General features: G+C 73.2%; 13 protein-coding genes. 2 read left to right on the top strand and 11 right to left on the bottom strand.

Annotated features, from left to right (window positions below; translation table 11 throughout):
• Positions 1-82: 82 nt before the first annotated feature.
• Positions 83-1,333, bottom strand: coding sequence for a kynureninase (locus GPA04_RS17520; RefSeq protein ID WP_156225510.1), 1,251 nt, complete (start codon positions 1,331-1,333; stop codon positions 83-85).
• A 101-nt stretch (positions 1,334-1,434) separates the two neighbouring features.
• Between GPA04_RS17520 and GPA04_RS17515 the strand changes: the two genes are divergently transcribed.
• Both GPA04_RS17515 and GPA04_RS17510 read left to right on the top strand, forming a co-directional pair.
• Positions 1,435-1,602: a hypothetical protein gene (locus tag GPA04_RS17515; RefSeq protein WP_156225509.1), complete on the top strand. Its 168-nt coding sequence runs from the start codon at positions 1,435-1,437 to the stop codon at positions 1,600-1,602.
• Between the two features lie 9 nt (positions 1,603-1,611).
• The gene (locus GPA04_RS17510) at positions 1,612-1,782 is read left to right on the top strand and encodes a hypothetical protein (RefSeq protein ID WP_156225508.1); all 171 of its coding nucleotides are present in this window, start codon (positions 1,612-1,614) and stop codon (positions 1,780-1,782) included.
• Positions 1,783-1,794: 12 nt separating this feature from the next.
• Here the strand turns inward: GPA04_RS17510 and GPA04_RS17505 are convergent, their stop codons facing one another.
• The 10 genes from GPA04_RS17505 to GPA04_RS17460 all read right to left on the bottom strand — a co-directional run bounded on the left by GPA04_RS17505 (position 1,795) and on the right by GPA04_RS17460 (position 11,950).
• Positions 1,795-2,202, bottom strand: coding sequence for a nuclear transport factor 2 family protein (locus GPA04_RS17505; RefSeq protein WP_156225507.1), 408 nt, complete (start codon positions 2,200-2,202; stop codon positions 1,795-1,797).
• The gene (locus tag GPA04_RS17500; protein ID WP_156225506.1) at positions 2,199-3,866 is read right to left on the bottom strand and encodes a DUF885 domain-containing protein; all 1,668 of its coding nucleotides are present in this window, start codon (positions 3,864-3,866) and stop codon (positions 2,199-2,201) included. The genes GPA04_RS17505 and GPA04_RS17500 overlap by 4 nt, the downstream gene beginning before the upstream one ends.
• Positions 3,863-4,954: an LLM class flavin-dependent oxidoreductase gene (locus GPA04_RS17495; RefSeq protein ID WP_156225505.1), complete on the bottom strand. Its 1,092-nt coding sequence runs from the start codon at positions 4,952-4,954 to the stop codon at positions 3,863-3,865. The genes GPA04_RS17500 and GPA04_RS17495 overlap by 4 nt, the downstream gene beginning before the upstream one ends.
• Positions 4,951-5,268, bottom strand: a complete 318-nt coding sequence (locus GPA04_RS17490) for a TIGR04076 family protein (protein WP_156225504.1) — start codon at positions 5,266-5,268, stop codon at positions 4,951-4,953. Before GPA04_RS17490 ends, GPA04_RS17495 begins: the two co-directional genes overlap by 4 nt.
• Entirely contained in the window at positions 5,265-6,515 is a 1,251-nt protein-coding gene (locus GPA04_RS17485) for a metal-dependent hydrolase family protein (RefSeq protein ID WP_156225503.1), read from the bottom strand. Before GPA04_RS17485 ends, GPA04_RS17490 begins: the two co-directional genes overlap by 4 nt.
• Before the next feature lie 124 nt (positions 6,516-6,639).
• On the bottom strand, positions 6,640-7,416 hold the full coding sequence (locus tag GPA04_RS17480; RefSeq protein WP_156225502.1) for an ABC transporter ATP-binding protein: 777 nt from the start codon (positions 7,414-7,416) through the stop codon (positions 6,640-6,642).
• Complete coding sequence (locus tag GPA04_RS17475; RefSeq protein ID WP_156225501.1) at positions 7,413-8,240, bottom strand: ABC transporter ATP-binding protein; 828 nt, start codon at positions 8,238-8,240, stop codon at positions 7,413-7,415. The genes GPA04_RS17480 and GPA04_RS17475 overlap by 4 nt, the downstream gene beginning before the upstream one ends.
• Entirely contained in the window at positions 8,237-9,178 is a 942-nt protein-coding gene (locus GPA04_RS17470) for an ABC transporter permease (protein ID WP_156225500.1), read from the bottom strand. Before GPA04_RS17470 ends, GPA04_RS17475 begins: the two co-directional genes overlap by 4 nt.
• Complete coding sequence (locus GPA04_RS17465; RefSeq protein WP_241680892.1) at positions 9,175-10,305, bottom strand: ABC transporter permease; 1,131 nt, start codon at positions 10,303-10,305, stop codon at positions 9,175-9,177. The genes GPA04_RS17470 and GPA04_RS17465 overlap by 4 nt, the downstream gene beginning before the upstream one ends.
• A gap of 7 nt (positions 10,306-10,312) precedes the next feature.
• The gene (locus GPA04_RS17460) at positions 10,313-11,950 is read right to left on the bottom strand and encodes an ABC transporter substrate-binding protein (protein WP_156225499.1); all 1,638 of its coding nucleotides are present in this window, start codon (positions 11,948-11,950) and stop codon (positions 10,313-10,315) included.
• Between the last annotated feature and the right edge of the window lie 99 nt (positions 11,951-12,049).

Here is a 12,049-nt window from a genome sequence, read left to right as displayed (position 1 = left end):
GTGCCGCCCGTCTCGGTGAGGTCGCACGGCGGGAGGGCTGGAGCGGGGGCGAGGGCTGGCCGGCCGGCCAGCGCCGAACGCCTCAGGTGACGCGGCTGCGCTTCTCGGGGTAGGTGAGGTGGGCGCCGCTCTCGACGATCACCCGCAACCGGTCGAGCGCGAGCCACACCTCTTCGAACGACGTCGACAACGGCGACGGCCCGATCCGCAACCGGTCCGGCATGCGGTAGTCGGCGACGACGCCCTCGTCGATCCACGCCTGGCAGGCCTGCCACGCCTGCGGGTGCTCGAGCGTCACGTGCGAGCCACGCAACGCCGGGTCGCGCGGGCTGGCGAGCCGGAACCCGAGCGGGGTCAGCCACTGGTCCGCGAGCGCGATCACGTACTCGGTCAGCGCCTGGGCCTTCTCCCGCACCGCCTCGACCCCGGCCAGGGCGACCGAGCGGACACCCTCGCGGACCATCACCACGCCCAGCACGTTGGGGGTGCCGACCAGGAACCGCTCGATGCCCTCGACCGGCTGGTAGGTGGGTGTCATGTCGAACTGGTCCTGCTGCCCGAACCATCCTTGGATCGGCGACCGCAACGCGCCCTGCAGATCCGCCCGCACGTACAGGAACGCCGGCGCGCCCGGTCCTCCGTTGAGGTACTTGTAGGTGCAGCCGACCGCGAGGTCTGCCCGGGACTCTGCGAGCGGCGTCGGGGCCGCGCCCGCCGAGTGGCACAGGTCCCACAGCATCAGCGCGCCGACGTCGTGCACCTGCCGGGTGAGGCCCTCCATGTCGAGCAGCGCACCCGATCGGTAGCTGACGTGGGAGAGGCACACGAGCGCGACGTCCTCGTCCAGCACCGCGGCGAGGTCGACGGCGCGCACGCCGTCGTTGATGTCGGCGACCACGCGGGTGACCTCGAGATCGTGGTCGCGAGCGACGCCGTCGAGCACGTAGAGATCGGTGGGGAAGTTGTCGGCCTCGACCACGATCCGGCGGCGGCCCGGTCGGGCGCGCACCGCCGCGACCGCCAGCTTGTAGAGGTTGACCGACGTGGAGTCGCTGAGCGCGACCTGTCCCGGCTCGACGCCGAGGATCTCGCGCCCGAGCAGATCGGCGGTGGTCCGCGCCTCCTCGAGCCACTTCGGCCAGGACCGGATCAGGTCGCGCGCCCACTCGTCGCGCGTCACGGTCCGCAGCGCGAGCGGTGTCGAGACCGGCATCCTGCCCAGCGAGTTGGCGTCGAGGTAGATCGTCTCGTCGGCGTAGGAGAACATCCACCGAGAACGGCTCAGCGGGTCCGCCTCGTCGCGAGCCTGGGCGTGCCCGCGGGTGAACGTCATGGCCCCATACTCGCGCACCCGCGCCACCGCGCTCAGGTGAAACCGGCGCGGACCCGGGGCCGATCGGCTGACAAGACGTCAGGTGCAGCCCATACTGACGTATGGAGATCGTCAAGAACGAGCCCGACGGCGGCGCTCACCTGGATGAGCCCATCGCACCTGAGCGACCTGGCTGGCTGTCCAGGCTCCTCGCCTGGCGTGGCGGCACCGGCGGCCTCGCCGCCGATCGGGACCCGACGTTGTGGATGCACCGCGACGTGAGGGCCTGAGAGGGAGCCATGACGACCAGGCCCAGCCTCGTCATCCGGATCTGGCGCGCGATCCGCAGCGTCGTCGGCTCGCTGTTCGGACCCGATCCCGTCAGCGACGCCCGCATCACCCGCCAGGCGCAGGTGCACCCGCGGCAGGAGCAGCAGGGCCGGACCTTCCAGGGCGGTCTCGGAGGCTGAGCTCGGTCCCTCCTAGCCGGACCGGCGCTCCGCGTGGTGGTGGACGATCCGCCAGCCGGCCTCGTCGCGGCGCAGCACGTCGGTGACGCGGAAGGTCTCGTCCTCACCGCCGTCGACGTGCGCGCGCAGGACGAACCGCACCACCGCGGAGTCCTCCCACCGGTCCACCCGGATCTGCTCGGGGCGCACCCAGGCCGGCGCCGGCCCCCGCGACCCGGCGGCGGCCCGCTGGTCGCGCAGCGCGTCGAGCTCGGCCAGCGACAGCAGCGCAGGCGCGTCGCTCTCCCAGATGGTGATCTCGGGGTGCAGGTGCGCGTCGAACGCCGGGCGGTCACCCAGCGCCCGGTAGAGCGAGCGGATCGTCCCGGCCACCTCGTCGAGGTAGGGGTCGGCCAGCACGGCGGTCACGTCGTCGGTCATGCGGGTTCTCCGGGGGTGAGAGCGGCGGCGTCGGGCATGCTCAGCGCGGCGCGCAGCGGCCCGAGGCCCATCGGCCCCAGGCCCAGCGCGTGCGTGTGGAAGGCGCGCAGGTCGAACTCCGCACCCTGGCGCAGCTCGACCTCCGCCCGCGCCTGCCGCCACAGCCGGGCGCCGACGGCGAACGCCAGCGCCTGACCCGGCCAGCCGAGATAGCGGTCCACCTCGAACCGCGCGGTCTGCGGGTCGACCTCGGCCACCTCGTGCAGCATCCGGGCGCCGAGCTCGGGCGTCCAGGAGGAGCCTGTCGTGACGTCCTCGAAACCCGGCGCTCCCGCCGGGATCGGCAGGTCCAGGTGCAGCCCGAGGTCGATCACGACCCGGCACGCCCGCCACAGCCGGGCGAACACCAGGCCCAGCCGCTCACCGGGCGTGTGGATCAGCCCGACCTCGTCCGCGAGCGCCTCCGCGTAGTGCGCCCACCCCTCGGCATACCCGTGCACGTGGCACAGGTAGCGCTGCCACGGGTGCAGCTCGGCGCGCTCGTGGGTGATCGCGTGCTGCAGGTGGTGCCCGGGCACGCCCTCGTGGTGGGCGGTGCTGACCTCGCGCCAGGTGGCGACGTCGGTGGTCCCGTCGGGCACGGTCCACCAGACCCGCCCCGGTCGGGTCAGCGCGGCGTCCGGCGGGTTGTAGTACATGACGCCGGAGACGGCGGTCACGAGCCGGGCCTCGACCGCCCGGGTCCGCTCGGGGATCGCGGCCACCCGCTCGTGCGCCACGTCGGCGGCCGCGTCGATGCGGTGCTGCAGCCACTGCACCAGCGGCTCCCCCACGGCGACCCTGCCGCTCGGGTCGGCGTCGAGCTGAGCCACGGCGGCGCGCACGTCCGGGGCGCCGACGATCTCGGTCGCCAGCGCGCGGGCCTGCTCCTGCAGCTCGGCGACGAGCTCCCAGCCGTAGTTGTAGAGCTCGTCGAGGTCGACCCGCTCACCCAGGAACGCTGCGGCGGTGACCTCGTAGACCTCCCGGCCGACGCCGTCCGCCTCCGGGGCGAGCGGGAGCAGCCTGGTCCGCAGGAAGTCGGCGAAACCGGCGAACGCCGCCTGTGCCGCCTCGACCTCGATGCCGCCCTCGCCAGCGAGCAACGACGCGAAGAACCCGTCCGCCAGCCACCGCTCGACCTGCTCGGCGACCACCCGCACCTGCCGCTGCGCGACGACGTTGCCGGCCTCTGCCTCGGCCTCGAGCGTGTGCTGCAGGTCGGACAGCGCGGTCGGGACCGCGGCGAGCGCCGTGCGCACCCGGATCCGGTCGCCCGCCGACTCGCTGGCCAGGTCGTCGAAGACCTGCCGGATCTGGTGCACCGGGGTGGCGAGCGGTGCGAGCAGCCGCCGTGTGAACCCGACCTCGTCGAGCGCGATCTCGGACTCCAGCCGCTCGCGCATCGCCGAGGCCAGCAGGCCCGGCACCCCGTGCAGCGCGTGGAGGGCCGCCTTGTCCGCCGAGTGCCGGAGCTCGTAGGCCTTGGGAGAGAAGTCGGGGAACCGCGTCTCCGGGCCGGTGCCGAGCGCGTCGGCTGCGGCCGGGTCGACGCTCGACCTGGCCTGCAGGTAGATGTCGGCGATCTCGGTCGCGGACAGGCCTCGTGCGTACAGACGTCTCATGCCGCGTTCTCCCGATCCATCGCCTCGCGCACCTGTGGCAGCACTCGCTCGCCGAGCAGCCGGATGCCGTGGCCGCCCGCGGAGGTCCCGTGCGGCGTGCCGTACTCCACTCGGTCCGCACCGGACCGGAACAGCTCCACCGTGTGCTCGGCGACCTCCTCGGGCGTGCCCGCGAGGCAGAACCGGCGCAGCAGGTCGGTGGGCAGCAGCCCACCCGCCTCGTCGAGCCGGCCCTCCCGGATCAGCGAGCCCAGCCGCGCCTGCAGCTCGGGCTCGATCGCGACGGTCTCGTCCAGCTGACCCACGACGTCCACGTACATCGCGACCTCGCGGCGCGCGACGCGGCGGGCGAGGTCGCCGTCGAGATCCACGACGGTGACCGCACCGGCGGCGACCCGCACCGCACCCTCGCCACGACCGGCGGCCACCGAGGCCTGGTCGAGCCGTGTGCGCATCAGCCGCACCATGTCCGGGTTCGCGCTGCCACCGAGCTTGACCTCCTGCGCGATCCGGCCTGCGAGCGCCGAGCCGCGCGGGCCCCAGACGCCCAGCAGCACGTCGATGTCGGCCCGCAGCGGCTGGAACTGCCAGCGCAGCCCGGGCTCGAGCGTGAAGGCGCGGCCGCGGTAGCCGCTGTCGTCGCGAGCCAGCAGCCGGCGCACGATCTCGACGGAGTCCTCCAGGTGCGCCAGCGGCCGCTCCTGCCGCAGCCCCAGCTGCTGCAGCCACGAACCACGGGCCAGCCCGAGGTAGGCGCGTCCGCCGGAGGCCTCGTCCAGGGCCGCGATCTGGCCCGCGATCTCGACCGGGTGGGTGAGGTAGGGGTTGAGGCACGCCGGGCCGAGCGTGATGCGGTTGGTCGCCCGGGCCACGGCCAGCAGCGCGGGGATCGGCGGCTGGAACCCGAGGTCGCCGTAGACCGACAGCCCGTCGAACCCGAGGTTCTCCACCAGCGCGCCCAGCTCGCCGTACTGGGTGCTGGTCCACGTCGACTGCAGCGCGACACTCACCTCGCGGCGCGGCCGGGATGCCCGCGCGGCCGGCCGGGCCGGCGCACCGGTGGGGACCGGCTCGGTGACCTCGCTCATGTCAGGTCCTCCATCGGCATCGTGGAGGTGCCGGTCCGCTCGATCCGCATGATCAGCCGCTCCTGCGGATCGGGGCACGCCACCTCGTTCTCGTGGGCGAGCCAGTCGCCGTCCTCCAGGGGGCGCTGCATGGCTGGCAGCAGCGGCAGCACCGCAGCCAGCGCGTACAGGCAGACGTGCTTGCCTTCGGGGATCGACAACCGGCTCGAGCACGTGAGGTCGAAGGAGTCCCCGACCGCCATGCCGCACACCGAGCGGCCCTCGATCCGGTCGACGACGACCCGGAGGTCGTGGAGGCGGGTCTGCTTGCTCATGCCTGGCCTCCGCGGACGAGGCCGCGGTCGTCGCGCACGGCGCGCCCGCCCTGCACGACGGCGGAGAGCCCACGCAACGCCGAGATGTCGGCGAGCGGGTCGCCGTCGAGCACCACGAGGTCGGCGAACGCGCCCGCCGTCAGCGAGCCGACCGACCCGGTCGCGCCCAGCCACCCGGCCGCGGCCGAGGTCGCCGAGACCATGACCTCGCGAGGCGACATCCCGGCGTCGACCATGAACTCCATCTCCCGCACGGTCGCGGTGGTCTCGTCGTAGGGGGCGTGCGGCGGCATGTCGGAACCCATGAGGATCTCCACGCCGGCGGCGATCGCGTGCTGCAGGCTCTCCCAGTGCCGCGGGCCGGCACCGAGCGCCCGCTCGATCATCCACTCCGGCACCCCGTTGGCGCGGAAGAACTCCTCGCAGCGGCTGACGGTGATGGTCGGCACGTAGCTCACGCCGCGGGCCGCCATGGTCGCGGTCAGCTCAGGGGTCAGCTCGTAGCCGTGCTCGACGCAGTCCAGCCCCAGCTCGACGGCCCGCTCGATCACCGGTGCCGGCCCGGCGTGGGCGGTGACCTTGCGCCCCCAGTCGTGGGCGGTCTCGAGCACCGCGGCCATCTCGTCATCGGTCAGCTGCGGCGTGTCGATCGCCTCGTGCTCACCGGCGATGCCGCCCGAGATGCACACCTTGATGAGGTCGGCACCGGCGCGCAGCTGCTCGCGGGTGGCGCGGCGGAACCCGTCTGCGCCGTCGGCCTCCTGGGCGTCGGCGTCGTGGCCGTGGCCGCCGGTGCAGCACAGCGCGTGCCCGGCTGTGTAGATGCGCGGACCCTCGACGGCGCCCCGACGGATCGCCCTGCGCAGCGCCATGTCGGCGAACCGCGACTCCCCGACCAGCCGGGCGGTGGTGACGCCGCTGTGCAGCGTGCCGCGCCCGTTGCCGGCCATCAGCAGCACCAGCTCGGCGAGGTCCGCGCCCTGGATCGAGTCCTGCATCGGGCCGGGCAGCGCGAGGCTGAGGTGCACGTGCATGTTGATCAACCCGGGCACGACGACGGCGCCCTGGAGGTCGATCACGCGCGCCTGGTCGGCGCGGGCCTCGTCGAGCACGTGCTGGGCGTCGCCGACCGCGCGGATGCGGCCGTCCGCGCCGACCCAGAGCCCCTGGTCGTCCGCGGTGGCCGCGGCCGTGCCGTCCCAGAGCCGGCACCCCGCCAGCACGTATCCGGTGTCGGTGCTGCTCATCGGTCGGTTCCTTCCACACGGTGGGCACGAGATCGGACCTGTGGCGCGAGATCGGACCGCCGGGGGTGCGATCTCGCCCCGGAGGTGCGATCTCGTGGCGGGTGGACTCGGGTGCTGGAGCGACTCATGCGCTCTCCTTCCTGCGGCGGGCTGCGCCGAGCCGGGGCACGGCGGCGATCAGCTCGCGCGTGTAAGGGTGTGCGCGCTCGCGCCAGACCTGCTCGGTGCCGCCCTGCTCCACGATCCGCCCCTGGTGCATCACGGCGACCCGGTCGGCGAGGTGCCGCACCAGGGCGAGGTCGTGCGAGATGAACAGCATCCCGACCCCGAGGTCGCGGACCAGGGAGCCGAGCAGCGCCACCACCTGCGCCTGCGCGGAGGCGTCGAGCGCCGTCACCGGCTCGTCGGCCACCAGCACCTCGGGGCGCGGCGCGAGCGCGCGGGCGATCGCGATCCGCTGCCGCTGGCCACCGGAGAACTGGTGCGGGTACCGGGCAGCGGCGCTCGCCGGCATCCCGACCCGCTCGAGCAGCTCGGCCACCTCGGCGGCCGGGTCGGCGGCGTCGCGCGGGATGCCGTCCCGCAGCTGGGAGGCGATCGTGCGCCGCGGGTTGAGCGAGGCGTACGGGCTCTGGAACACCATCTGCACGCGGACGTCGGTCCGGGTGCGCCAACCGACCGGCTCGACCGGGACGCCGTCGAGGAGGATCTCGCCGCCGTGCAGGCGCTCCAGGCCGACGACGGCGCGCGCCAGCGAGGACTTGCCGCTGCCCGACTCCCCCACCAGGCCGAGGATCTCGCCGCGGTCCAGGCCGAGGTCGACGCCGTCGACCGCGTGCACCTCGCCGCGGCCGCGCGAGCGGTAGACCACGTGGGCGCCGTTGATCTCGAGCGCGCTCATGCCGTGGCTCCCGCGACCGGTTCCGGGTCGTCCCAGTCGTCGGCCTGCGGGCGGGCGGCGACGAGGGTCTTGGTGTAGTCGTGCTCGGGGTGGAACAGCAGCGCCTCGGTGGGGCCGCTCTCGATGACCCGGCCCTCGCGGAACACGTAGGCGTGGGTGGTGAGCGCGGCCAGCACCGCGAGGTCGTGGGTGATGAAGAGCACCGACAGCCCGGACTCGATCCGCAGCTCTTCCAGCAGCCGGAGGATGCCGGCCTGCACGGTGACGTCGAGCGCCGTCGTCGGCTCGTCGGCGACGAGCAGGCGGGGCTCGCACGCGAGCGCGGCGGCGATCGCGACCCGCTGCCGCATTCCGCCGGAGAACTGGTGGGGGTAGCTGCGCAGGGCGCCCTCGGGATCGGGGATCCGCACGCGGTCGAGCAGCTCGATCGCGCGAGCCCGGGCAGCGCGTCGCGACATCTTCAGGTGGACCCGCATGTGCTCGGTGATCTGGGTGCCGACCGTGAGCATCGGGTGCAGCGAGGCTGTCGCGTCCTGGAACACCATCGCGATCTCGCGGCCGCGGACCCGGTTCCAGGAGCGCTGGTCGAGCGTCAGCAGGTCCACCGGCTCACGGCCGCCGCGCCACCAGGCCTGGCCGGCGGTCACGGACCGGTCGGGCAGCAGTCCCAGCAGCGCGGATGCCGTCATCGACTTGCCCGAACCGCTCTCCCCGGCGATGCCCACGATCTCGCCCTCGGGGACCTCCAGGGAGACGTCGTCGACCACGCGCAGGTCGCCCCGCAGGGTGATCGCGAGCTGCTCGATGCTGAGGATGGGACTCATCTCAGACCCCTCGCGTAGCGGGGGTCGAGGCGGTCGCGCAGCGCGTCGCCCACGATGTTGAAGGCCAGCACCACGGTGAGGATCGCGAGCCCGGGGAACACGCTCACCCACCAGATCGACAGATCGCGCGAGCCGGCGGCGATCATCGCGCCCCACTCCGGCGCGGGTGGGCGCGGACCGAGCCCGAGGAACGACAGCGCCGCGAGCATCAGCACCGCGTTGCCGAGCTCGAGGGTCGCGAGCACCACAGCCGGACCCACGCTGTTGGGCACCACGTCGCGGCGCAGCGCCTGCCACGGGCCGACGCCGAGCAGCCGGGACGAGGACAGGAACTCCGAGGACCGGATGCTGAGCACGGCGCTGCGGATCACGCGTGCGTAGATCGGCCAGGACACGATGATCAGCGCGATGACGGCGTTGCGGGTGCTGGGGCCGAACACCGCGGCGACCGCCATCGCCAGGATGATCTGCGGGAACGCGAACACCAGGTCGGTCAGCCGCATGAGGATCTCGTCGGCGGCGCGGCCCAGGTACCCCGCGAGCAGACCGACCAGCCCGCCGATCGCGAGCGAGCAGGCGACGATCACGACCGCGAGCGGCAGCGACAGCCGCGCGCCGTGCACCACCCGCGCGAACACGTCGCGCCCGAGCTCGTCGGTGCCGAACCAGTGCAGGCTCGACGGCGGTCGGTACAGCTCGGGCGACTGGGCGATCGGGTCGGCGGTCAGCACCGGGGCCAGGACGGCGAGCAGCACCCAGGCCGCGAGGATCGCGGCGGCGGCGATCACCGCGGGCTGCCGCCAGATGGTGTGGACCGAGGCGAGGCGCAGGCGTTGCGGCCAGCGGCGCCGGGCCAGCAGCCGGTCGGCCCGCGGGTCGGCGGCGGGGGCCTCGGGGGCCTCGTCGTGCCCGGGATCTCGGGTGGGCAGGGTGCTCATGAGAGCCGGATCCGGGGGTCGATGAGCCCGTAGGCCAGGTCGACGACGAGGTTGACGGCGGTGTACACGACCGCCACGAACAGGCTGACGCCGAGCACCGCGGGCAGGTCGAGCGCGGTCGCGGAGCGGTAGGCGTACTGGCCGACACCGGGCCAGCTGAAGATCTGCTCGACCAGCACCGTGCCGGACAGCAGCGAGGCGAACGCCAGACCCGACACGGTGATCACCGGGACCATGCCCGCCCGGAGGACGTGCGCCGTCAGGACCCTCGATCCGGGAAGCCCCTTGGCGCGGGCGGCGCGCACGTAGTCGGCGTCGAGGACCTCGAGCATCGCCGACCGGACGAACCGCACCAGCATCGCGACCGTCAGCACCGTGAGCACGAGGATCGGCAGCGCGGTGTGCTGGACGGCGTCCCACGCGACGTCCCACCGGCCCTCGAGCGCGGCGTCGAGGACCACGGACCCCGTGACCTGCTCGGGCGGCACGATCCAGGTGGAGAGCCGGCCGCCGGAGGGCGAGACGCCGAGCAGGAAGAAGAACACGTACAGCACCACGAGCGCGAGCCAGAACGGCGGCGTCGAGAGCCCGACCAGGGTGCCGGCGCGGACCGCGTGGTCGCCGAGGCGGTCGTGCTTGACGGCGGCGTAGAGGCCGACAGCCACCCCGATGACCAGTGACAGCACCATCGCGGGCAGCGCCAGCTCGAGCGTCGCGGGCACGTAGGTGAGCAGGTCGTCGAGCACCGGCCTGCCCGTCTGCTGCGAGACGCCGAGGTCCCCCTGCAGCAGGTTCCGCATGTAGACGAGGTACTGCACGTACAGCGGCTGGTCCAGGCCCCAGCGCTCGCGGTAGGCGGCCACGATCTCGGGGTCCTGCAGCGCCTGCTCGGACAGCGTCGCCGACATCGTGTCGCCCGGGACGGCCTGGATCAGCAGGAACGAGACCAGCGTGACGCCCACGAGCAGCACCACGGTGATGATCGCGCGCCGCACCAGGAACCCCAGCAGCACCGAACCGAGCACCGCGCGGGCACGACGGCTCGTGCCACGCCCACGGTGCCCTCGGTCCTGGGGACCCCGGCCGGTCGCCGTCGAGGGCGCGACGGTGGCCGTCGTGCCGGTCACTGGTCGGTCACTGCGGCGCGACCGCCCGCAGGTCGAGCAGCCAGCCGGCGGGTGAGTAGACGGCGCCACCGACGTCGCCGGTCGCGACCACGGTGCCCGAGTTGAAGGCGAGCGAGATGTACGGGCTCTCCTCGTTGAGCAGGCGCTGCCAGTCCTGCATCGCCTGCACCTGCGCATCCGGGTCGGTGGCGGCCATCACGGCCTCGCCGGCGGCGATCATCTCCGGCGTGGCGCGCTCCGCGCTCCAGTCGACCCGCATCGCCGACGGCTGCCCCGGTGCGAAGTTGTTCACCAGCGAGGAGGCGACCGGGTAGTTGAGCGACTGCGGGCTGAACCGGAACGGCACCTTGCCCGCGGTCTGGGCCTCGAGGAAGGCGGCGATCGGCTGCGGGTCGAGCTCGATCGTGATGCCGGCCTGCGCGGCGTCGTTCTGGATCTTGGTCGCGATCGTCCCGAGATCGACGCCCTGGTAGGTGATCGCGGGGTACATGAGGCTGACGGTCGGGTCCGTGACGCCGGACGCCTCGAGGTAGCTCGCGGCGGCGTCGAGGTCCTGCACCTGGGCCTCGTCACCGGGCAGGGCGCCCGCGAAGGCGGTGGGGACGAGCCCGCCCGCGGGCAGCGCCTCCTCGCCGAACAGTGCCGCGATGCCCGCGTAGTCCATCGAGGCGCGGACCGCGCGCACGAAGTCCAGGTTCGAGGTGACCTCGGAGACCGCGGGATCCTGGTGGAAGGAGACGAAGTAGAAGGTGTCCTGGTTGCCCGTGATCTGCAGGGTCTCCGGGAGCCCGTCGAGGAGGCGACCCGAGAGGTCGAGCGCGACCTGGCCGGCCTCGGCCCGCTGCATCGTGAGCTTCTGGGTCTCGGTCTCGACGTTGGTGATGACGATGCGTGCGTACCCGGGCTCGGCGCCCCAGTAGTCGCCGTTCGCCGTCAGCACGATCTCCGAGGCCGGGTCGAAGGACTCGAGCACGTACGGCCCCGAGCCGAGCGAGGTGCCGTTGAGGAAGGTGGTGGCGGCGTCGGTGCTCGCCGCGTCCGCGGCGTCGGTGGCGCCCTCGGCCTGGGCGGCCTCGGCGTCGACGATCCCGGTGGCCGGCATCGCCAGGATGGTGGGCACGTTGGGGTTCGGGGCCTCGGTCGTGACGACGACGACGCCCTCGCCCGGGCTGCTGGCCGCGAAGCCCTCGACGATCACCGAGGGGCTGCCCTTGAGGTTGACGAGCCGGTTGAGGCTGAAGACGACGTCCTCGGCGGTGACGGGGTCGCCGTCCGGGAACGTGGCGTCCTCGCGGAGCTGGAAGGTGAACTCGGTCGCCTCTGCGTTGGCCTCCCACGACTCGGCGAGCAGCCCGACCGGGTTGCTGACGTCGTCGCCCTCGAACGTGACGAGGGTGTCGTACATCGCGTGCACGCTGAGGTTGCCGGTCGCCTCGTAGACCTGCGCGGGGTCGAGGCTGTTGACGACGAACGAGGTGTTGACCGTGAGCGTGCCGCCCTGGCCGCCGCCCTCGTCGGAGCCTCCGTTGCCGCCGCCGCCGCCTCCGTTGCCGCCGCCCCCTGCCGTGCAGCCGGCGATCGCCAACGCCGCGGTGACGGCCAACGCCGCAGCGACGCGTGCGCGTCGCGATGCCGAGCCCTGCATGGGGGTTCTCCTTCCACCGACGGTGGTTCCGGGCTCGCCGCTCGGTTCGACCGCCGTCGGCTGACCGACATGGGATTATCTGATGGGCAGCAATGTATA

Source organism: Pseudactinotalea suaedae (assembly GCF_009733815.1).
Taxonomy (GTDB): domain Bacteria; phylum Actinomycetota; class Actinomycetes; order Actinomycetales; family Beutenbergiaceae; genus Pseudactinotalea; species Pseudactinotalea suaedae.
This window is presented reverse-complemented; position numbering and strand designations above follow the sequence as displayed.